We start from the raw sequence: 20675 nt of genomic DNA, 5'->3' as shown, positions 1-20675 counted from the left end.
CCCTGGTGGTCGGGGTGGGCGCGGGCGCGGTCGCGCTGACCAACATGAGCGGTTCGAGCGGGTCGCCCGTGGAGACGACCGCGGCGGCGCAGGACGACCCGGCGCCCGTCGACGAGCCGACCCCTACCAAGCCCACCAAGAGGCCGCCCAAGCCCAGCGTGACGCGCCAGGCCGAGACGCCGCCGGTGCGCCAGCAGAGGAGTCCCACCCCTCGGGATACGGAGGAGCCGGAGGAGTCCCCCACTCCGACGATCACTCCCACGGACAAGCCGTCGTCCAAGCCGTCGTCGGCCTCGCCCAGCCCCAAGCCCAAGAAGCCCGTGCCCTACGTGGTCGACCTGCCGTACCCGCAGGCCAAGACCATGATCGAGAACGTCGGCTTCAAGGTCGCCGCGGACGACCAGACCGGCGGCAAGGTGAAGCACGAGTGCCTCAAGGTCGCGCAGAGCTGGCCCGACGGCGGTGTGGATCTCCAGGTCGGCAAGACGGTCAAGGTCGTCCTCATCCAGATCGACCCGTGCGGCTCGGCCCCCCCGAGCCCCACGACGACGCCGGTGCCCAAGGACTAGCCGGCCTCACACCCCCGTGGTGTTGCGCGGGTAGGCGATCTGCGGGTCGGTGGCGATGTTCACCAGGTACGGGATGCCGGAGTCGAACGCGCGGCGCAGCGCCGGCCCGATCTCCGACGGCTTGGTGACCAGCTCGCCGCCGCCGCCCAGGGCCGTCACCACCTGGTCGTAACGGCACTGCGGCTGCAGCTCGGCGGCCACGTCGTAGCCGTAGAGCAGCTGCATCGGGTGCTTCTCCAGCCCCCAGATGCCGTTGTTGCCGCAGATCATCACGACCGGCAGGCGGTGCCGGACCAGCGTGTCGACGTCCATCAGCGAGAAGCCCGCGGCGCCGTCGCCGAGCAGCAGCACCACCTGCGAGGACGGGCGGGCCAGGCGGGCGGCGATGGCGTAGCCGAGCCCGGTGCCGAGGCAGCCGTACGGGCCGGGGTCGAGCCAGTTCCCCGGCCGGCGCGGCTCGACGTACTTGCCGGCGTAGGAGACGAAGTCGCCGCCGTCGCCGATGACCACCGCGTCGTCGGCCAGGAGCTTGCCCAGCTCGCCGTAGATGCGCATGGGGTGGATCGGGTCGGTGTCGGCGGCCAGCAGCGCGGCGTCACCGGCGACGGCCGCCGCGGCGTGGTCGGCGAGCGTGGACAGCCAGTCGGCGTAACGCGACGGCTTGACGCCGGCCTCGCCGCAGGCGTCGCCGAGGCTCCACAGCACCACCGACAGGTCGCCGGCGGCGGAGGCGACCGGGGACATGTGGGTGGCCAGATGGGACGGCGCGTCGGCGATGTGCACCACCTTGGCCAGCGGGGCGCCGTCCTTGCCGCCGAACCAGCCGTAGCCGAGCCGGAAGTCCAGCGGGGTGCCCATCACGATGACCAGGTCGGCCTGGGCGAAGGCCTGGCCGCGGGCGCGGGTGACGAGCAGCTCGTGGCCGGCGGGGAGGATGCCGCGGCCCTGCCCGTTGGGGATGACCGGGAGCCGCCAGGCCTCGGCGAAGTCGCGGGCGGCCTCCTCGGCCCGGTCCATCCACACGTCGGACCCGTACACCAAGACCGGGCGCTCGGCCTCGGCCAGCAGCCGGGCGATGGCGCGCAGGCTGTCGGGGTCGGGCTCCAGCGGCGAGGGCGACTGCGTCTGGGGTTCGTGCATGGGCGACGGCGAGAACAGGTGGTCCATGTGGAAGTCGAGGAAGACCGGCCCCCGGTGCGGCGCCACGGCGGTGCGGAAGGCCATCTCGACGTCCTGGCCGACCGAGTCGGCGCCGGAGGAGGTGAACGCCAGCTTGGTGATCGGCGTCAGCAGCGGCGGATGGTCCATCTCCTGCAGGGCGCCGCTGCCCCAGCGGGACTGCGGGGCGCGCCCGCCCATGACGACCACCGGCGAGCCGTTGAAGTGGGCCGTGGCCACACCGCTGACGCCGTTGGTGATGCCGGGGCCCGCGGTGAGCACCGCCAGGCCGGGCTTCCTCGTCAGCCGCGCCGTGGCCTCCGCGGCGAACACCGCGCTCTGCTCGTGACGGACGTCGAGGATGCGCATGCCCTCGTGCTGGGCACCGTCGTACAGGGGGAAGACATGCCCTCCCGACAGGGTGAACATGGTCTCGACACCGTAGGCCTTGGACACGGCGACAGCGGCGTCACCGGCGTGTTTCGCAGACTCCATAGCCCGGAACTTACCAATGAGCCACAGGAGTAAACAGCATCCAGGGGGAGGTCAGCAACAGATGCGGATGTCGCCCTCGGGGGTGGAGGCGTGCACCTTGTGCGAGGAGGACGGGTTGAGCCGGCTGTCGACATCCGTCTTGGGGGCGCTGGCGGTCACGTCGTAGACGCCTTGCGGCAGCGCCAGCTCGATGTCACCGGTGGCCCTCACGGTGGCGCGCACGTCCGACGGGGGAATCTCGAACGACAGCCGCACCGTGCCGGTGCCGGTCTCCGCGTCGACCGTGCCGCTGCGCAGGCTGTCGGCCAGGATGTCGCCGGTCTCGCTCCGCAGCCGCAGGTCACCGGCCACGTCGTGGACGCCGACGGTTCCCCGGGCGGAGGTGAGGCTGACGTCGCCGCGCATGCGGCTGATGCTCAGCATGGCGTTCGTGGTGGCCTCGACGTCGGTCTCTGGCGGTACGAACACCTGGTAGCGGATCCGACAGTCCCTTCCGGTGGGACGCCACTCGCCGGGACAGGCACCGTCGAGCCGGAGCGTGCCGCCGTCCCACTCCTCGCTCACCGTGGGCTTCCCGCCGGTCCACACCAGCTCGCGTTCGATCTCGATGGAGCCGGCCTGGCCCGCCTCGATGTGCACGCTGACCTCGGCGCCGTCGGCCTGGACGGTCAGCGCGCCACCCCGGAACGGGATGGAGCGCCACGACACCTCAAGGGGCGGGCTGGGATCGGCCAGTGCCGCCCAGACGACCCCGGTGGAGACGGCCAGCGCCGCCACCGTCAGCACGGTGCCCAGGATCAGCCAGAGTCGTCTCACGGCAAGCTCCTGATCTTGAGGAACTGGAGCACGGCCAGCACCCGCCGGTGGTCGCCCTCGGCCGGGGGCAGGTCGAGCTTGGCGAAGATGTTGCCTATGTGCTTGCCCACCGCGCCCTCGCTGAGCACCAGCGCCTGGCCGATGCCCGCGTTGGAGCGGCCCTCGGCCATCAGCTTGAGCACCTCGTGCTCGCGGGGCGTCAGCCGGTCCAGAGGGTCGCTGTGGCCGCGCAGCAGGAGCTGGGCGACCACCTCGGGGTCGAGGGCGGTGCCTCCGGCCGCGACCCGGCGCAGCGCGTCGACGAACTCGGCCACGTCGGCCACCCTGTCCTTCAGCAGGTAGCCGACGCCGCCGGTGGCGGACGACAGCAGCTGGGCGGCGTAGCGCTCCTCCACGTACTGCGACAGCACCAGGACCGCGAGCTTCGGCTGCTCGCGGCGCAGCACCAGCGCGGCCCGCAGCCCTTCGTCGGTGTGCGTGGGCGGCATGCGCACGTCGGTCAGCACCAGGTCGGGCCGGTGCTCCTCGGTGGCGCGCAGGAGGCTCTCGGCCTCGGCCACGGCCGCCACCACGCGCAGACCGGAGCCTTCCAGCAGCCGGATCAGCCCTTCGCGCAGCAGCACGGAGTCCTCGGCCAGCACTATGCGCACGGCAGTTCCACCTCGATCGTCGTCGGCCCGCCCAGCGGGCTGCTCAGTTTCAGCGTCCCGTCCACGGCCTCGACCCGCTGGGCCAGGCCGCGCAGTCCCGTGCCGCGCTCCATCGTGGCCCCGCCGCAGCCGTCGTCGTAGACCAGCAGGAGCAGCCGGTCGCGTTCGCGCCGCACGCTCACCTCGGCTCTGGTGGCGGCGGCGTGCTTGGCGATGTTGGTCAGCGCCTCGGAGACGACGAAGAACGCCACCGCCTCGATCGTCGGGGAGGGGCGGCGGTCGAGGACGACCTCCAGCCGCACCGGGACGGGGGCCCGCGCCGCCACGCCGGACAGCGCCGCGTCCAGGCCCTGGTCGTTGAGGACGGCCGGGTGCAGGCCGCGTACGAGGTCGCGCAGCTCCTTGAGCGCCTGCTTGGATTCCTCGTGGGCCCGTTCGATGGCCTGCCGGGCGGGCTCGGGCAGGTCGGTCAGCGTGGCGCGGGCGAGGCCGAGGTTCAGGGCCAGGGAGACCAGCCGCTGCTGCGCGCCGTCGTGCAGGTCGCGCTCGATGCGGCGGCGCTCGGCGTCCGCGGCGTCGATCACGCCCGCGCGGCTCTCGGTCAGCGTCTCGATCCGTTCGTCCAGCTCTTTGCGGCTGGGGCCGAGCAGCGCGCGGGCGATCGCCAGGTCGAGCGCGGCCATGGCGCGCGCCAGCAGCGGCGCCAGCGCCAGCAGGACGACGCCGGTCACGACGTAGACGCCCGTCACCGCAGGGTTGCGCAGGTCGGGGGTGAAGACCAGGGGCGGCGGGTTCATGACCGGGGCCAGGAACGACAGCACGCCCACGAGACCCGCACCCCAGGCCGTCGCCACCAGGACGGCCGCGGGAAGGCTCACGAGCGGCGACAGCACGTGGTAGCCCGTCTGCCGCCACAGGCTGAGGGTGCGCCAGTGGGCCGCCACCGGCACCGGGGGGATGCGCGCCGCCTGGAACGCCGCGAACCGGGAGCGCTGCACCCGGGTGAGCCAGGGCAGGGCGCGGCGGAGCGTGCCGGGGAACAGGACCAGCGGGAGCATGGCCGAGGCGAGCACGGCCGCGACCGGTAAACCGGTGATCACGTGCGCGGTGTCCAGCCAGGCCCGGGCCGACCAGGGGCGGGGGACCTTCATGGAATCCACCGTATTGAGTCGGGATGCCCGCTGGGCATGGGCCTGACGTCCTCATCGGGGTGGGGATAGCCCCACCCCGGGGATCAGGCACGGGACTTCGGCCGGGCCCGGACGTGCATGCGCTCGCCCTGCCGGCCGAAGAGGCTGAGGATCTCGACGGGCCGCTCGTCGGCGCTGCCGAACCAGTGCGGCAGCCGGGTGTCGAACTCGGCCGCCTCGCCCGCCTTCAGCAGCAGGTCGCGCTCCGCCAGCACCAGGCGCAGCCGGCCGGACAGCACGTAGAGCCACTCGTAGCCCTCGTGGGTCTGCGGCTCGGGCGTGCCCCGCCCCGGCGGGATGATCATTTTGAACGCCTGCAGCGGCCCCGGCTGACGGGTCAGCGGCAGCACGGTCATGCCGTTCAGCCGCCGCGGCGTGGGACGGATGCGCGGGTCGCCGACCTGCGGCGCGCCCACGAGCTCCTGCAGCGGCACCTGGTAGGCCTGGGCGATGGGCAGCAGCAGCTCCAGGGTGGGCCGGCGCTGCCCCGACTCCAGGCGTGACAGCGTGCTGGTGGAGATGCCGGTGGCCTCGGCGAGCCCGGTCAGGGTCAGGCCGTGGTCGGCGCGCAGCCGCTTGAGCCGGGGGCCGACCTCGGCCAGCACGTCCTCGATCACCTTCGCCATGGCCACCTCGCACATCGGCTTGCCGGCCCGGCAATTCTAGACGCGGTACGAGTCCCGGAACGCGGCAGGGTCGAAGGCTCCGCCCAGCGTCACGGCCAGCCCGCGCCGCGCAGCCGCCGCGAAGGCCCCGGCGTCGAGCCGCCCCGCGCCTTGCGGCAACGCACCGACGAGCGGCCGGGCCGCCAGCATCTCCAGGTCGGCCACGTTACTCCGCTCGATCACGCCCGGCTCACTCGGCCACGCGCCGATGACCACCCCGGCCAGGTCCAGCCCGCGGTGCGCGAGAGCCTCCAGGGTCAGCGCCGTGTGGTTGACCGTGCCACGGCCGGGCCCGGCCACCACGAGCACCTGCGCGCCCAGCAGCCGCGCCAGGTCGGCGATCGTGGCGCCGTCCTCGTCGAACCGCACCAGCAGCCCGCCCGTGCCCTCCACGACCACCAGCCGGTTGCTCTCGGCCAGCTCACGGACCCGCGCGGCGGCCTGCGGCAGCGACACCGGCGGCACCCCGGCCGCGCGCGCCGCCGCGGCGGGCGACAGCGGCGGCTCGAACCGGGCCAGCTCGAACGTGGTCGGCACCCCGGACAGCCTGATGACCTCGTCCACGTCGCCGCGCTCGCCGGGCCCCAGGCCGGTCTGCGCGGGTTTGACCACGGCTGTGCTCGCCCCGCGGGCGCGCGCCAGCGCCGCCAGGGCCGCGCACACCACCGTCTTGCCCACGCCCACACCGGTGCCGGTGACCACGATGACGCTCATCGGCCCAGCGTAGAGGGGGCAAGGTCAGGGCCGGCGCAGGCGGGTGACGAACTTGTAGCGGTCGCCGCGGTAGAGCGACTGCGCCCACTCCACCGGGTGGCCGTCGGCGTCGAAGGCGTGGCGGGTGAGCAGCAGCATGGGCAGGCCCACGTCCACGCCGAGCAGCTTGGCGTCGTACGGGGTGGCCAGCACGGTCTCGATGATCTCCTCGGCGTCCGTCAGCCGCACGCTGTAGGCGTTGTGCAGCGTCTCGTACAGCGAGGAGTGCTCCTCCAGCTCGCGGCGCAGGCGCGGGAAGCGCCGCGCGGACAGGTGGGTGGTGTCGACCGAGACGGGCTCGCCGTTGGCCAGGCGCAGGCGGTGGATGCGCAGCACCCGGCCGCCGGGGTTGATCGCCAGCCGCCGCGCCAGCGGCTCGTCGGCGGTGATGTAGCCGATCTCCAGGATCTTCGTGTCGGGCTCCAGCCCCGCCGTGCGCAGGTCTCCGATGTACGAGGTGAGCTGGAGCACCTGGGCCACCTTGGGCTGCGCGACGAACGTGCCCTTGCCCTGGATGCGCAGCAGCCGCCCCTCCACCACCAGCTCGGTCAGGGCCTGCCTGACCGTGGTGCGGGAGGTCTCGAAGCGCACCGCGAGCGTACGCTCCGGCGGCAGCGCGGTGCCCGGCGCCAGCGACTTCGTGAGTTCGAGCAGGCTCCGCTTCACGTCGTAGTACTTGGGTACGCGAGGGCCTTCGTCTGTCACGCTCTCACCTTCACTTCTGCCACGGCGGTGAGGGCGTGTCTGATCACCGCTAGATCATCGGAACCCATATCTGCCCTCACGGTCAACCGCGTGCGAGGGCAGCTCCCCGGTGTCCCGGCTCCCTGCTCCGCGCAGACCCGCTCACCTGCCCTGCCGCGCGCCCCGTACAGGCAGCTCAGGCTGATGGTGAAGGATATCCACAGCCGTGGGCGGCGTGGCAACCGAGGGGCGGGCCCCTTTCGGCGGCGCGCACGCGCGCGGTCGGGCGGAACGCGGCTTCCAGGGCTCCTGCCGCCCCGCCGATGTGATGGTTCTCACTGAGGACTCTCCTGGCGGGTTCGCGTCAGGGCGCCGGTTTGGTTGTTCAGCGGAGAAGCACGCATGATGCACTCGTGCCGACTCTCAGCGACCTCGTCGTCCGCCACACGGCGCTCGACGCGGCGGACCTCGACTGGCTCCACTCGCTGGTCTCCGACTGGCAGCTGCTCGCCGATCTGTCGTTCGCGGACCTCATCCTGTGGGCGCCGCTGCTCGGCGAGGGCGGCTGGATCGCGATCGCCCAGATGCGGCCCACCACCGGCCCCACCGTCTACCACGACGACGTCGTGGGCAGCGTCGTGACCAGAGGCGAGCGCCCGCTGATCGACACCGCCTGGTCCGAGCGGCGCATCTGCCGCGAGGGCGACCCCGACTGGTCGACCGGCGTGCCGGTGCGCGAGGAGACGATCCCGGTGCGGCGGGCCGTCCCCGGCGGCGAGGCCCGATTCCTGGCCGTGATCCAGCGCTCCACCAACCTGTCGTCGGCCCGCACCCCGTCGCGGCTGGAGCTGACCTACCTGCAGAGCGCCTCCGACCTGGCGCAGATGGTGGCGGAGGGCCGCTTCCCGTTCTCCGGCGAGGAGCCCATTCTGGTGCGCTCGCCGCGCGTCGGCGACGGCCTGCTGCGGCTCGACCGGGCAGGCCGGGTCACGTACGCGTCCCCGAACGCGCTCTCGGCCTACCGGCGGCTCGGACTCCACGCCGACCTGGTGGGGGTCGAGCTGGGCCGGGTCACCGCGACGCTGTGCTACTCCGACGAGCCCATCAACGAAGACCTGATGATCGTGGCCAGCGGCCGGGCCGCCAAGGAGACCGAGGTGGAGTCCGGCGGCACGATCGTGCAGCTGCGCGCGATCCCGCTGATCGTCGGCGGCGGCCGCATCGGCGCGCTGGTGCTCATCCGCGACGTCACCGAGCTGCGGCGGCGTGAGCGCGAGCTGATGACCAAGGACGCCACCATCCGTGAGATCCACCACCGGGTCAAGAACAACCTGCAGACCGTCGCCGCCCTGCTCCGGCTGCAGGCCAGGCGGCTGCAGGTGCCGGAAGGGCGCGAGGCGCTGGAGGAGGCGGTGCGGCGGGTCGGCTCGATCGCGATCGTGCACGAGACCCTCTCGCACGCGCCGGAGGAGTTCGTCGACTTCGACGAGATCGCCGACCGGGTGATCGCGATGGCGGGTGAGGTGTCGGCGCCGGAGGCGGCCGTCACGCCGCGCCGGGTGGGGGCGTTCGGCGTGCTGCCCTCGCTCATCGCCACCCCGCTGGCCATGGCGCTGACCGAGCTGCTGCAGAACGCGCTCCAGCACGGCCGGCCGAGGCGGCTGCAGGTGGTGGTGGAGTCCAGTCCGGGGCGGCTGCACGTGGTCGTCTGGGACGACGGCAGGGGCCTGCCGGAGGGGTTCGACCTCGACAGCTCGACCAGCCTCGGGCTGCAGATCGTGCGCACGCTCGTCGAGGGGGAGCTGTCGGGCAAGCTGGCGATCAGGCCGCGCGAGGGCGGCGGCACGGAGGCCACGCTGTCGATCCCGCTGCCCGCCGGATGACGGCCGGTGCCTGAAGGGCCGGCGCCTGAAGGGCCGGTGCCTGATGGGTGAACGCCTGGGGGCTGAGCGCCTGAGGGTGTTGCCTGAGAGACTGAGGGGTGTTGCCTGAGCGCCTGGGCCTGATGCGTGAACGCCGCGTCCCCTGTGGTCAGGGACGCGGCGTGGTTCCGGCGGACACGTCGTCGTGCCGGGCTGGTCGGCTGATTGTGGCTTTCAGGCGGATTCCTGCCTTCTGTGTCGAGGTCGGTCAGGCGCTGGCACGGGCGCGGGCCCGAGCGGTGCGGCGCTTCAGCGCGCGGCGCTCGTCCTCGCTGAGACCGCCCCACACGCCGGCGTCCTGTCCGGACTCCAGCGCCCACTTGAGGCAGGACTCCACGGCCGAACAGGAACGGCAGACCTCTTTGGCCTCCTCGATCTGCATGAGTGCCGGTCCGGTGTTCCCGATCGGGAAGAACAGCTCGGGGTCCACGTCACGGCAGGCAGCTCGGTGGCGCCAGTCCATGCGTTCACTCCTTAGTAGATGGAGCCTGCGGTCGGCTCCGTGCGGCTACTACTTTGTGAAGAGTTTCACTAAGGCGTGCGAACAGTGCCCCGGACGCTTGTGTGGAGCCGGGGGTGCCCGCGTTGAACGCCGGAGGACCTGGGGGTTTGGGTTAAAGGTCCTACGTTCCGACGTCACTATGAGCTTTTCAGCCACGGAGAGTGCACGCAAGAGGGCAGAGCCCAAGTTTTCCCCGTAATGGATGTCGTATGCGTCACACTATGACCGAATGTAACGAGCTAGACCAGAACTTGTAACGCGTTCGGTGTAGCCCGGAACGTCACCGCCTCGCGTTCGCCCAGATAGTCCCCGTCCAGCTGAAACGCCACGGGGCGGCTCGCGGTGAGGGTGAACTCCGCCTCGTCGTGCAACTGGGTCAGGTACCTGCCGGACGGCAGGCTGTCACGCTCGGTGAGGATGTGGCGGATGACCGGCAGCAGCGACGTGACACCCATCCGCCGCAGCCCCAGCAGGTCGAGCCCGGTCTCGAAACTCGCCCACGGGGTGGGGGTGACCGGCCTGGGGCCGAGATACGTCCACGGCGAGGTGTTGGAGACGATCGCCAGGAACACCCCGCGGGTGGTGGGGACGCCCGGCCCGGTCAGCGTCATCGCGGGATGCCGCTTGTCGGTGGCCAGGTAGTGGCTCAGCGCGGTGTTCACGTAGCGGAGGGGCGTGGCCTTGCGGCCGGTGCCGCGCAGGCCCTCGACGGCCCTGATGACCTCGGCGTCGTACCCCAGGCCCGAGCAGAAGGTGAAGAAGCGGCTCTCGCCCTCCCACAGCGCCTGCCCCAGTCCTACGGTGCGCTTGCGGCCCTCGCGCAGCGCCTCCAGCACGGCGCCGGTGGCCTCGACCGGGTTGTTCGGCAGGCCGAGGGCGCGGGCGAAGACGTTGGCGCTGCCGCCGGGGATGACGGCGAGCGCGGGGCGGGTCAGGCTCGGGTCGTCGCCGAGCGGCTCGGGGGCGCCGTTGACCGGGTTGAGCAGGCCGTTCACGGTCTCGTTGATGGTGCCGTCGCCGCCCAGCACGACCACCAGGTCGTAGCCCTTGGCGCGGGCGGTCGCGGCCAGCGTGGCCGCGTGGCCGCGGTAGGCCGTCTCCTCCACGGCCAGCTCCACGGCGGCGCCGAGCGCGCGGATCAGCACGTTGCGCGTGCGGGCGTTGGTGGTGGTGGCCTTGGGATTGACCAGGAGCATCGCGCGCATGAGGCCAGCGTAGCCGCTGATGGATGTCGGGCTTGTCGGAAACGTCCTATTTTGGACAGGATGTTGACGAGAAGGCGCACGTCCAGGGCACGGGCGGGGACGGATAGGGTGCGGGGTGTGGGGAAGCGTCCGTGGAGTCTGGTGATGGCCGCCGTGATCGTCGCCCTTGAGGGGCTGGTCGCGCTCGGGCTGGGGATCTACGTGGCCGTGGAGACGGTGCTCGGCGAGGCGGGCTCCCTGACGGCGGCGCTGGCCGAGGCCGCGTTCGGGGTGCTGATCGGCGCGGGCCTGCTCTGGGTGGCGTGGGGCGGGCTGCTGGCCGCCGAACGCTGGGGGAGGGCGCCCAGCGTGGTGACCCAGCTCTTCATCTTCCCGGTGGCCTTCACCCTCATCCAGGCGGACCAGCCCGCGCTCGGGATCCCGCTGATCGTGGTCGCCCTCGCCGGGCTGGGCATGCTCCTGGCGCGTCCCACCACTCGCGCGCTCCTCGGCGACGAGGTCTAGTCGTCGGCCGTCAGGCCCTCGCGGAGCTGGGCGAGGGTGCGGGCGAGCAGGCGCGACACGTGCATCTGCGAGATGCCGAGCTCGGTGGCGATCTGCGACTGCGTCATGTTGCCGAAGAACCGCAGCAGCAGGATCCGCTTCTCGCGCGGAGGCAGCCGTTCGAGCAGTGGTTTGAGTGACTCGCGGTATTCGACGCCTTCGAGCGACTCATCGACGATGCCGAGCGAGTCGGACACCGCCGGGGCGTCGTCGTCGCCCGAGTCGGGCGCGTCCAGGGAGACCGTCGAGTAGGCGTTGGCTGACTCGAGGCCTTCCAGCACCTCCTCCTCGGTCATCTTCAGGTAGGCCGCCAGCTCCGCCACGGTCGGCGCGCGTCCCTCGCGCTGCGACAGCTCGCTGATGGCCTTGGTGAGCGAGAGCTTCAGCTCCTGCAGGCGGCGCGGCACCCGGACCGCCCAGCCCTTGTCGCGGAAGTGACGCTTGATCTCGCCGACGATGGTGGGCGTGGCGTAGGTGGAGAACTCGACGCCGCGGTTGAGGTCGAAGCGGTCGATGGACTTGATCAGCCCGATGGTGGCGACCTGGGTCAGGTCGTCGAGCCACTCGCCCCGGTTGCGGAAGCGGCGGGCCAGGTATTCGACCAGGGGAAGGTGGAGCTCGACCAACTCGTCCCTGATGCGTTGCCGGCGCGGCTCGTCGGGGCCCAACTCGGACAGCTCGGCGAACAGCAGGCGAGCACGGACCCGGTCGGGCACGGCGTGTTCGCTGGCGGCCATGGCTCCAGTCCTTTCCGTCACGCCGGCCTCGCCGCGCCTCGGCGCTTACGCAGGATGATCGCCATGCGGTCGGCGACGTCGGTCACCGCGTCCACGTCGTCGGCGAGGGCTGTCAGCACCATCCAGGCGAAGTCGTCGCGTTTCGGCGCGGAGCTCCCGACTGTCGCCACCTCGACCCGGACCTGCATCTCCTGCCCGGTCAGCTCGAACTCGGCGGTCAGGTCGGTGCCCGGCACCGCCTCGTTGAGCAGCATGGCGCACGCCTCGTCGACCGCGATCCGCAGATCCTCGATCTCGTCGAGCGTGAAGTCCAGCCGGGCGGCCAGTCCGGCTGTGGCCGTGCGCAACACGGAAAGATAAGCGCTGTCGGCGGGGAGCCTGATGCTCACCACGTCGCGGATGCCTGCCTCGCCTGTCACGCGCGCCTCGGTTTCCTCGGTCACGATCCTCCTCGCGTATACGACGCTGACTGCAACTTACCGCCCGGGAGAGGTGCTTGGCGGATTCAGACTCGCCCTCAACGGAAAAGGCTCTGTGCGGGCCGTTGACCGCACAGAGCCTTTTATACCGATCTAGGCGGCCTTGGTCTCCCAGAAGATCTTGGAGATCTCGTCGATCTTGCCAAGGAGCTCCTCGCTCTTGGCGACGTCCACGGTGCCCTTGGCCCCGGCGGCCCCGGCGAGCTTGGTGGCGTCCCAGAAGAGCTGGTGGAGCTGGGGGTACTGCTCGAGGTGCGGCGGCTTGAAGTAGTCGGTCCAGAGCACCCAGAGGTGGTGCTTGACCAGCTCGGCGCGCTCCTCCTTGATCTTGATGGCGCGGGCGCGGAAGACAGGGTCCTCGTTGGCCGCGTACTTTTCCATGATCGCCTTGACCGACTCCGCCTCGATCCGGGCCTGCGCCGGGTCATAGACGCCGCAGGGCAGGTCGCAGTGCGCGGAAGCGACATGCTTGGGTCGTAGCAGTCGTGCGAGCATCAGAAAATCCTTCCTTGATGCCGAATCAGCTTGGTCCTCGTACCGACCTTACTCGTCTGCAAACGCCTCTGGCGGAGGGGGTGGGGGCCCATGAGAGTGCGTGTCGAGGGTGACTCGATGCGGCCCGCGCTGCTGCCGGGCGACTGGCTGCTGGTGCGCCGCGGCGCCCGGGTCCGGCCGGGCGACGTCGTGGTGGCCCGGCTGCCCGGCGATCAGGAGCGGCTCATCGTCAAGCGGGCCGCCTGGCGCGAGGCGGGCGGCTGGTGGCTGGAGAGCGACAACCAGCGCGCCGCCGGGCGCCGCGACAGCTGGGACTTCGGCCCGGTGCCCGACGTGGTGGGCCGCGTCGTGCTGCGTTACTGGCCGCCGCGACGGCGGGCCCGGTAGGCGGCGACGTTGGCCCGGCTGGCGCAGCGGGCCGAGCAGTAGCGGCGGGAGCGGTTGGACGAGGTGTCGAGGAAGGCCCGGGTGCAGTGCGGCTCCAGGCAGCGGCCGAGCCGGTCGGCGCCCAGCTCGGCCACCATGGAGGCGAGCCCCATGACGGCGGCGGCGCCGGTGTGGCCGGCCAGGTGCAGGTGCCAGCCCTGGCCGTCGTGGTCGGTCAGCTGGGGCCGTACGGGGTAGCGCACGAGCAGCTCGTTGAGCAGCGCCACGAGCCGCTCCTCGGCGTCCGCGGCGTCGAAGACGGCGGCCAGCTCGGCCCGCAACTCCCTCAGCTCCGCCGGCGGGTCGGGGTCGTTGACGAGACGGACCGCCCACTCGGCGTAAGAGGTCAAGTCCATGCGGGAGTATTACACGAAAACGCCGGGCGCCCGGTCCCGCCGGGCGCCCGGTGGTCACTCCTCGGGATGCAGCACGCGCTCCAGGAAGGTGCGGGTGCGCTCGTGCTGAGGATCACCGATCACCTGGGCGGGCGGCCCGTCCTCGACGATCACGCCGCCGTCCATGAACACCACCCGGTCGGCCACCTGGCGGGCGAAGCCCATCTCGTGGGTGACCACGAGCATGGTCATGCCCTCCTCGGCCAGCTGGCGCATGACCGCGAGCACGTCGCCGACCAGCTCCGGGTCGAGCGCGGAGGTGGGCTCGTCGAACAGCATGAGGCTCGGGTCCATGGCCAGCGCCCTGGCGATGGCGACCCGCTGCTGCTGCCCGCCGGAGAGCTGTCCGGGGAAGGAGTCGCACTTCTCGCCGACGCCCACCTTGCGCAGGTTCTCCCTGGCGACGGCCTCGGCTTCCTTCTTGCCCCGCTTCAGCACCCGCTGCTGGGCGATCATGACGTTCTGCAGCGCCGTCATGTGCGGGAACAGGTTGAACTGCTGGAACACCATGCCGATACGGCGTCGTACGGCGTCGATGTCCACGTCCGGGTCGGTCACCTCGACGCCCTCGACGAGGACCTTGCCCCGGGTGGGCTCCTCCAGCAGGTTGACGCAGCGCAGCAGCGTCGACTTGCCGGAACCGGACGGCCCGATGACACAGACGACCTGGCCGGGCTCGACGGTCATGTCGATGCCCCGCAGCACCTGGTTCTGGCCGAAGTGCTTGTGCAGGTCCTTGATCTCGATCGCGTGCGTCATCGGCTCGTCCCCTTGCGCTTCTCCAGCCGTCCCGCGAGGTAGCCCAGCGGCACCGTGACGATCAGGTACGTCAGGCCGGCGACCAGGATGGGCGTGGCGTTGGCGTGGGTGGACGCCATGTCGTTGCCGAACTTGGTCAGCTCGACGTACTGGCCCGACACGCCCAGGAAGAGCACCAGCGAGGAGTCCTTGAGCAGGGACACGAACTGGTTGGTGGTCGGCGGGATGACGATCCGGATCGCCTGCGGGACCACCACCGTGAACTGGGCCCGGGTCGCCGACATGCCCAGCGACCTGGCGGCCTCCGTCTGCCCCTTCGGCACCGCCTGCAGGCCGGCCCGGAAGATCTCCGCCTGGTAGGCGGTGCCGACCAGGCCGAGGCCGAGGATGGCCTGCCCGTAGGTGCCGAAGGGCACCGAGAAGCCCTGCAGCGCCAGCGGCAGGAAGAGGATCAGCAGGAAGACCAGCAGGGCCGGCACGCCCCGGAAGATCTCGATGTAAAGGGTCGCCAGCCACCGGTACGGGCCCACGGTGGACAGCCGCATCAGCGCCAGGATCAGGCCGAACACGAACGAGAAGGCGAAGCCGCCGACGGAGTAGATGATCGTGTTCAGCAGCGCGACCGTGAACAGGTCGGGCAGCATCAGCTCCGCGATGTCCAGCCGCGCGAAGTTCTGGGCCAGGCTCGGCCAGTTGGCCCACAGAGCGAGGGCGACCACGGCGGCGACCAGGATGACGTACTGGACGCCGCGGAGGATGCGCTGCCTCTTGCGAGGGCTGAGCCGGCGCTGGGCCGGCTCAGTCGTCTTCGGCCGGTCCGCCATGGATCAGCCCAGCTCCCCGGGCTTCTTGTCGAACCACTTCACGAAGATCTCGTCGTAGGTCCCGTTGGACTTGGCCGCGGCCAGCTCCTCGTTGACGGTCTTGACCAGCACCGGGTCGGCGTCCTTCTTCATGCCGAGGCCGTACTGCTCGCCGGTGTCGAGGCTGGCGATCAGCTCGAACTTCTCCGCGATCTCCGGCTTCTTCAGCCAGGTGAGCACCACGGGCAGGTCCTGGACGATCACGTCGGCCTGGCCGGCCTGGAGGGCGAGCAGCTCCTTGGGGGAGTCGGCGTACTCGGTCGGGTCGAACCCCTGCTCCTTGACGTAGTCGAGGCCGGTGGTGCTGGCCTGGGCGCCCAGCTTGAGACCCTTGGCCTTGACGTCCTCCAGGGAGGTGGCGCCGGTGCCCTTCTTGGCCAGCAGCGCCTGGGTGGCGTCGAAGTACGGGTCGGAGAACGTGATGTTCGCCTTGCGCTCCTCGGTGATGGTCATGCCGGCGGCGGCCAGGTCGCACTTGTTGGTGGCCATGGCGGCGCCGCTCTTGATCACCGCGAAGTCGATGTCCACGATCTCCTGCTCGACGCCGAGCTTCTTGGCGACGAGGTCGACGATGTCGACGTCGAACCCGACGATCTTGCCGCTGTCGTCCTTGAACTGGAACGGCTCGTACGGGACGTTGGTGCACACGGTGAGCTTGCCGGGGTTCACGAGCTTGGCGCCGCCGGCGGCGGAGGCCGACGCGTCGCCGGAGGCCGTGTCGGTGCCTCCCGAGTCGCTGCCGCACGCGGACAGGGTCAGGGCGGCGGTCAGCGCGAGCGCGCCGGCGGCGATGCCGTGGCGCTTCATGGGCCAGAGGGCCATGGGGAGGCCTCCTCGATAGTGGTAGAGCAGCGAAGATGAGTTTTGTGCAGTTTAAAGCCGGTTTAGGGGCACTCTGTCATCAGGGAATTAACGATGCGTCAACGGAACGGCTTCGAGGCCGGTACCTGACCCCCCGCCAGCGTGTGTCAGTATGGTGCGACGGGTGACCCCCGTACCCTCCGAGGCATCGACGAGGGAATCCTGGCGAAACCGAAGCCGGGCTTCTCCGCCCGTCTGCCCAAGGTCTCTTCCGTCGCAACCACTACTGGGGTCGCTGTGTCCGACACATCCGCTTACGAGAACGATCCTGCCTTCGCGCTGCACCGCGGGGGCAAGCTTGAGGTCCGCTCCACCGTTCCGGTCCGCGACAACGACGATCTGGCGCTCGCCTACACGCCCGGCGTGGCCCGCGTCTGCAGCGCCATCGCCGAGACGCCCGCGCTGGCCGACACCTACACCTGGGTCCCCAACGTCGTCGCCGTCGTCAGCGACGGCACCGCCGTGCTCGGCCTGGGCGACATCGGGCCGTCGGCCGCCATGCCCGTCATGGAGGGCAAGGCGCTGCTGTTCAAGGAGTTCGGCGGCGTCGACGCCGTGCCGCTCTGCCTGGCCTGCACGGACGTCGACGAGCTGGTGGAGACCGTCGCCCGGCTCGCGCCCTCGTTCGGCGGCATCAACCTCGAGGACATCAGCGCGCCGCGCTGCTTCGAGGTCGAGGAGCGGCTGCGCGAGCGGCTCGACATCCCCGTCTTCCACGACGACCAGCACGGCACCGCGATCGTGGTGCTGGCCGCGCTGCGCAACGCCGCGCGCCTGACCGGCCGCACGCTGGGCGACCTGCGCGCCGTGGTGGCCGGGGCCGGCGCGTCCGGCGTCGCGGTCAGCCGCATCCTGCTGGAGGCGGGCATCGGCGACATCGCCGTCGCCGACTCCAAGGGCATGCTGTACGCCGGCCGCGAAGGGCTCAACCCGATCAAGGAGGCCCTGGCCCGCGACACCAACCGGGCGGGCCACAGCGGGTCCACCGAGGAGGCGCTGGCGGGCGCCGACGTGTTCGTCGGCCTGTCCGGCTCCACCGTCAGCGAGCGGGCCATCGCCTCCATGGCCGAGGGCGCCATCGTGTTCGCCCTGTCCAACCCGACCCCCGAGGTCGAGCCCGCCGTCGCCGCCCTGCACGCCGCGGTCGTCGCCACCGGCCGCTCCGACTTCCCCAACCAGATCAACAACGTGCTGGCCTTCCCCGGCGTCTTCCGCGGCGCGTTCGACGTGCGGGCCTCCACGATCACCGAGAACATGAAGGTGGCCGCCGCCGACGCCCTCGCGGACGTGGTGGGCGACGACCTGAGGGCCGACTACGTGATCCCGAGCCCGTTCGACGCGCGGGTCGCCCCTGCCGTCTCCGCCGCCGTCGCCGCGCAGGCCAGGGCCGACGGAGTCGCCCGCGCCTGATCGCCCCCCGGCAGGAGCAGGGTCAAGGATTCGCCAAACTTCCTTTACCCAGCGTGCTATAACAGGAACCCTCTGTAAGCATGCGGGCGCCTGCTCCTGCCTTGGAGGAGAGCGATGCGACGCGAGCCCAACCGACTGCTGCGGCAGCTCATCGCCGAGGCGGGGTTTTCCCACAAAGGTCTCGCCAGGCGCCTCAACGATCTGGGAGCCGCGCGTGGCGTCCCCGGCCTCAAGTACGACCACAGCTCCGTCCTGCGATGGATCGGTGGTCAGCGGCCGCGGGATCCGGTGCCCGGACTCCTGACCGAGATCTTCGCCTTACGGCTGGGCAGGCCCGTCACGGTCGACGACCTGGGCCTGCCCGCCGCCGCGACGCCCCACGATCTCGGGCAGGAGTTCACGCACACGTGGCAGGAGGGGGTCGCGACCGTGACGGCGCTGTGGCGGGCCGATGTGGAGAGACGGAGGTTCCTGATCGACTCGACGTTCGCGATCGGGGCGGGCTCCGTGGGGGCGGTGCGGTGGCTCACCTCGCCGCCGGAAGGGCGGCCCAGCGCGCTGGGCGCACGCAGGGTGGGCATGGCGGACGTCGCCGCCATCCACGAGGTCACCCGTTCGTTCGGGGAGCTGGACAACCGGTTCGGCAGCGGGCACGTCCGCTCGTCTGTCGTGAGATATCTGGACACGGCGGTGACACCGCTGCTCAAGGACGGCTCGTACGGCGACGCGACCGGCCGCCGGCTGGCCGCGGCCGCCGCCGAGCTGACCAGGCTGGCCGGCTGGATGGCCTACGACCAGGAGCAGCACGGCCTGGCCCAGCGCTACCTGATCCAGGCGCTGCGCCTGGCCAGGGGCGCCGACGACCACGCGCTGGGCGGCGAGATCCTGGCGGGCATGGCCCACCAGGCGATCTACCTGGGCCGGCACGCGCACGCCCTCGACCTGGCGCGGACCGCGCAGCTCTCCGCCCGGCGCGCCGGGGTGGCGACCCTGCTCGCCTCCAGCCACGTACTGGAGGCGCACGCGCACGCCGGGCTGGGCGACGGCCGCGCCTGCGGCGGCGCGCTGCACGAGGCCGAGCGCGCCTTCGACGGCCGCGAGCCGACCGGCGAGCCGAGCTGGCTGGGCTACTTCGACGAGGCCTACCTGTCGGCCAAGTTCGCCCACTGCTTCCGCGACCTGGGAGAGGGGGAGCGGACCGTACGGCAGGCGCGGCGCTCGCTGGACATGGACGGCCGGTTCGTGCGCGGCCGCATGTTCAACCTGTCGCTGCTGGCCGCCGGGCTGCTGCAGTGCGGCGAGCTGGAGGAGGGCTGCTCGGTCGCGTTCGACGCCATGACGCTGGGGAGCGAGCTGAAGTCGGCGCGCTCCCGCAGCTACATGACCGACCTGCGCAGGCGGCTGAAGCCGTACGAGAACGAGGCGCCGGTCCGGGCGCTGAAGGAGCGGACGCGGGCCCTGGCGGTCTGAGAGCGGGAAGAGCCCGCCGGGGCGCGCCGGCGGGCTCTTCCGACCGCGTGACTACTGCAGCAGCTCGCCGTTCGGGCCGACGACCTTCTTCGTCTCGGCGTAGTTCGCCTTGTTGTAGACGTCGGCGGTCTCGCTGTCGAAGTAGGCAGAGCTGATGTGGTCCACCCGGTCGTTGCCGTCGTTGTCGTAGAACACGCTGGTGACACCGTTGACGTAGCCGGTGCGCTTGGCGTTGTTCCACTTGATCAGCCACGGGCCGCCGTCGGCGCCCGGGGTCATCGAGCACTTGAGCACCTGGTGCGTCTCCACCCGGAACGAGTTCGCCTGGATGGTCTTGGTGCCGGTCTTGCCGTAGCAGTACTTCGGCGTCACACCGGTGAACGGCTTGTCGCCGTCGGGGTGCGGGGCCGCCGGGTAGCCGAAGACCATGGTCTGCTGGCCCATCGGCTGGTTCCAGGCGAAGCCCTGGCCGCCGACCACGTCACCGAGGCGGCCGGTGTCCTTGGCCAGGCCGATGATGAACCGGCCCTCGAAGTACTTGCGGGCCGTGCCGGGCTTGACCCACCGCTGCACGTAGTAGCGGGTGATGGTGTAGTTGCCGGCCTTGTCCTTGGCCTTGGTGCCGGGCCCCTTGTAGGCCTTCCACTGCGCCTCGGTGACGGACTCGGTCACCGGCTCGCCGTACTTGGCGCCCTGCGCGCGGCCGACCTTGGCCTTCTTGTACGTCTCCGGGCTGACCTCGACCTTCTCCAGGACGGCCTCGGGGTGGTCCGGGCCGGCCAGCTCAGGCTGGGTGTCCTTGCCCTCCGACCAGCACTCGCCGAGGTTGAGCTGGCACTTGGTGAACTCCTCGCGGGTGATCTCGCGCGGCTTCACCCACTTGTCGCCGGCCCAGGCGTGGTACTCCTTGGCCGTGACCTCCTTCTCGCCGGCCAGCGCGAAGCCGTTGTGCACGGCCACGAACGCGTAGTCGCCGTCGTAGTCGTCGTAGACGTCGAGGTCGTAGTGCGTGAAGGCGTAGGCGCCCACGTAGATGCCGTACGGAGCCTTGCCCTGGTAGTAGCCGGGGACGAAGACCCACTTGGCGAAGACGTCCTGGCCGCTCTCGAACACGCAGTGGCCGGCGGTGACGACCAGGTTGCGGTGCCGCGACTGGATCGAGGTGGCCGAGCAGAAGTTGTGCTTGCCGGACTTGTCGACGAAGAAGACCTTGCCGATGGTCCGCGGCAGGTTCACGTTCTTGGTCTTGCCGCCCGAGCTGGTCGTCGCCGGAGCGGTGGCGCCCGGCTTGCCGTCATCGGGAGTCGTCCCGCCCTTACGGACGATCTTGTCTACGTCCTTGGCGTCCCAGGTGTACTGGGTGGCCTTCTTCAGGGCGGCGCCGTTCGCGTCAAGCCAGAAGGAGGCGGCGCCGTAGGCGTCCTTGGGCTGAGGGGTCAGGGGGTCCTTGACCCAATGGGGGGCGGCTTGTGCCGGAATGGCCAAGGCTGCGGCGGCAAGGCTCGCAGCGGCGAGGGGCACGAACAGGCGCTTCACGGAATGGCTCCACAGGTCTGACATAGAGGGGTGATCAGACACTATCGACACTCTGGTCACTCTGGTCACAAAGCAACAGAGATCTTGTCAGA

General features: G+C 71.0%; 22 protein-coding genes and 1 pseudogene. 6 read left to right on the top strand and 17 right to left on the bottom strand.

Going from position 1 to position 20675, the window contains the following annotated elements; translation table 11 throughout:
• Positions 1 to 569 (top strand): annotated as a pseudogene (locus OUY22_RS16040) (hypothetical protein); the annotation flags it as partial.
• A 6-nt stretch (positions 570 to 575) separates the two neighbouring features.
• Here the strand turns inward: OUY22_RS16040 and OUY22_RS16035 are convergent.
• From OUY22_RS16035 to OUY22_RS16005, 7 genes are all read right to left on the bottom strand, one after another.
• Positions 576 to 2222: an acetolactate synthase gene (locus OUY22_RS16035; RefSeq protein WP_270155772.1), complete on the bottom strand. Its 1647-nt coding sequence runs from the start codon at positions 2220 to 2222 to the stop codon at positions 576 to 578.
• A 51-nt stretch (positions 2223 to 2273) separates the two neighbouring features.
• Positions 2274 to 3038, bottom strand: coding sequence for a DUF4097 family beta strand repeat-containing protein (locus OUY22_RS16030; RefSeq protein WP_270155771.1), 765 nt, complete (start codon positions 3036 to 3038; stop codon positions 2274 to 2276).
• A complete protein-coding gene (locus tag OUY22_RS16025) occupies positions 3035 to 3688 on the bottom strand; it encodes a response regulator transcription factor (protein ID WP_270155770.1) in 654 nt (217 codons plus the stop codon). The genes OUY22_RS16030 and OUY22_RS16025 overlap by 4 nt, the downstream gene beginning before the upstream one ends.
• Entirely contained in the window at positions 3679 to 4839 is a 1161-nt protein-coding gene (locus OUY22_RS16020; RefSeq protein ID WP_270155769.1) for a sensor histidine kinase, read from the bottom strand. The genes OUY22_RS16025 and OUY22_RS16020 overlap by 10 nt, the downstream gene beginning before the upstream one ends.
• A gap of 83 nt (positions 4840 to 4922) precedes the next feature.
• A complete protein-coding gene (locus OUY22_RS16015; protein WP_270155767.1) occupies positions 4923 to 5504 on the bottom strand; it encodes a helix-turn-helix domain-containing protein in 582 nt (193 codons plus the stop codon).
• 36 nt (positions 5505 to 5540) lie between these two features.
• Positions 5541 to 6257, bottom strand: coding sequence for a dethiobiotin synthase (bioD, locus tag OUY22_RS16010; protein WP_270155766.1), 717 nt, complete (start codon positions 6255 to 6257; stop codon positions 5541 to 5543).
• 24 nt (positions 6258 to 6281) lie between these two features.
• Entirely contained in the window at positions 6282 to 7001 is a 720-nt protein-coding gene (locus OUY22_RS16005; RefSeq protein ID WP_270155765.1) for a GntR family transcriptional regulator, read from the bottom strand.
• Between the two features lie 392 nt (positions 7002 to 7393).
• Between OUY22_RS16005 and OUY22_RS16000 the strand changes: the two genes are divergently transcribed.
• A complete protein-coding gene (locus OUY22_RS16000) occupies positions 7394 to 8863 on the top strand; it encodes a PAS domain-containing sensor histidine kinase (RefSeq protein ID WP_270155764.1) in 1470 nt (489 codons plus the stop codon).
• A 247-nt stretch (positions 8864 to 9110) separates the two neighbouring features.
• On the opposite strand, the gene OUY22_RS15995 is transcribed toward OUY22_RS16000, so the two are convergent.
• Positions 9111 to 9365: a WhiB family transcriptional regulator gene (locus OUY22_RS15995; RefSeq protein WP_270155763.1), complete on the bottom strand. Its 255-nt coding sequence runs from the start codon at positions 9363 to 9365 to the stop codon at positions 9111 to 9113.
• Between the two features lie 278 nt (positions 9366 to 9643).
• Positions 9644 to 10609 carry a diacylglycerol/lipid kinase family protein gene (locus tag OUY22_RS15990; protein WP_270155762.1) on the bottom strand — a complete coding sequence of 322 codons (966 nt, stop codon included), beginning with the start codon at positions 10607 to 10609 and terminating at the stop codon, positions 9644 to 9646.
• Positions 10610 to 10726: 117 nt separating this feature from the next.
• On the opposite strand from OUY22_RS15990, the gene OUY22_RS15985 reads away from it, so the two are divergent.
• Positions 10727 to 11113, top strand: a complete 387-nt coding sequence (locus tag OUY22_RS15985; RefSeq protein WP_270155761.1) for a hypothetical protein — start codon at positions 10727 to 10729, stop codon at positions 11111 to 11113.
• On the opposite strand, the gene OUY22_RS15980 is transcribed toward OUY22_RS15985, so the two are convergent.
• The 3 genes from OUY22_RS15980 to sodN all read right to left on the bottom strand — a co-directional run bounded on the left by OUY22_RS15980 (position 11110) and on the right by sodN (position 12863).
• The gene (locus tag OUY22_RS15980; RefSeq protein ID WP_270155760.1) at positions 11110 to 11889 is read right to left on the bottom strand and encodes an RNA polymerase sigma factor SigF; all 780 of its coding nucleotides are present in this window, start codon (positions 11887 to 11889) and stop codon (positions 11110 to 11112) included. The two genes, OUY22_RS15985 and OUY22_RS15980, sit on opposite strands and share 4 nt — an antisense overlap.
• Positions 11890 to 11906: 17 nt before the next feature.
• Positions 11907 to 12332 (bottom strand): ATP-binding protein, encoded by a 426-nt coding sequence (locus OUY22_RS15975; RefSeq protein ID WP_270155759.1) that lies wholly within the window; start codon positions 12330 to 12332, stop codon positions 11907 to 11909.
• Positions 12333 to 12461: 129 nt separating this feature from the next.
• Entirely contained in the window at positions 12462 to 12863 is a 402-nt protein-coding gene (gene sodN, locus OUY22_RS15970) for a superoxide dismutase, Ni (protein ID WP_270155758.1), read from the bottom strand.
• A gap of 90 nt (positions 12864 to 12953) precedes the next feature.
• Between sodN and OUY22_RS15965 the strand changes: the two genes are divergently transcribed.
• Positions 12954 to 13250, top strand: coding sequence for a S24 family peptidase (locus OUY22_RS15965; RefSeq protein WP_270155756.1), 297 nt, complete (start codon positions 12954 to 12956; stop codon positions 13248 to 13250).
• Here the strand turns inward: OUY22_RS15965 and OUY22_RS15960 are convergent.
• Genes OUY22_RS15960 through OUY22_RS15945 form a run of 4 tightly spaced genes read right to left on the bottom strand, consistent with a single transcriptional unit; the run spans position 13220 to position 16128 of the window.
• Positions 13220 to 13645 carry a CGNR zinc finger domain-containing protein gene (locus tag OUY22_RS15960; RefSeq protein WP_270155755.1) on the bottom strand — a complete coding sequence of 142 codons (426 nt, stop codon included), beginning with the start codon at positions 13643 to 13645 and terminating at the stop codon, positions 13220 to 13222. The two genes, OUY22_RS15965 and OUY22_RS15960, sit on opposite strands and share 31 nt — an antisense overlap.
• Positions 13646 to 13699: 54 nt before the next feature.
• Complete coding sequence (locus OUY22_RS15955) at positions 13700 to 14443, bottom strand: amino acid ABC transporter ATP-binding protein (RefSeq protein ID WP_270155754.1); 744 nt, start codon at positions 14441 to 14443, stop codon at positions 13700 to 13702.
• Positions 14440 to 15267, bottom strand: coding sequence for an amino acid ABC transporter permease (locus OUY22_RS15950; protein ID WP_270155752.1), 828 nt, complete (start codon positions 15265 to 15267; stop codon positions 14440 to 14442). Before OUY22_RS15950 ends, OUY22_RS15955 begins: the two co-directional genes overlap by 4 nt.
• Before the next feature lie 3 nt (positions 15268 to 15270).
• A complete protein-coding gene (locus OUY22_RS15945) occupies positions 15271 to 16128 on the bottom strand; it encodes a transporter substrate-binding domain-containing protein (protein ID WP_270155751.1) in 858 nt (285 codons plus the stop codon).
• 276 nt (positions 16129 to 16404) lie between these two features.
• On the opposite strand from OUY22_RS15945, the gene OUY22_RS15940 reads away from it, so the two are divergent.
• Both OUY22_RS15940 and OUY22_RS15935 read left to right on the top strand, forming a co-directional pair.
• Positions 16405 to 17577 (top strand): NAD(P)-dependent malic enzyme, encoded by a 1173-nt coding sequence (locus OUY22_RS15940; RefSeq protein WP_270155750.1) that lies wholly within the window; start codon positions 16405 to 16407, stop codon positions 17575 to 17577.
• A gap of 114 nt (positions 17578 to 17691) precedes the next feature.
• On the top strand, positions 17692 to 19047 hold the full coding sequence (locus OUY22_RS15935) for a hypothetical protein (protein ID WP_270155749.1): 1356 nt from the start codon (positions 17692 to 17694) through the stop codon (positions 19045 to 19047).
• Between the two features lie 51 nt (positions 19048 to 19098).
• On the opposite strand, the gene OUY22_RS15930 is transcribed toward OUY22_RS15935, so the two are convergent.
• A complete protein-coding gene (locus OUY22_RS15930; protein ID WP_270155748.1) occupies positions 19099 to 20583 on the bottom strand; it encodes a trypsin-like serine peptidase in 1485 nt (494 codons plus the stop codon).
• Between the last annotated feature and the right edge of the window lie 92 nt (positions 20584 to 20675).

The organism is Nonomuraea corallina, assembly GCF_027620315.1.
GTDB classification, from domain to species: Bacteria; Actinomycetota; Actinomycetes; order Streptosporangiales; family Streptosporangiaceae; genus Nonomuraea; species Nonomuraea corallina.
This window is presented reverse-complemented; position numbering and strand designations above follow the sequence as displayed.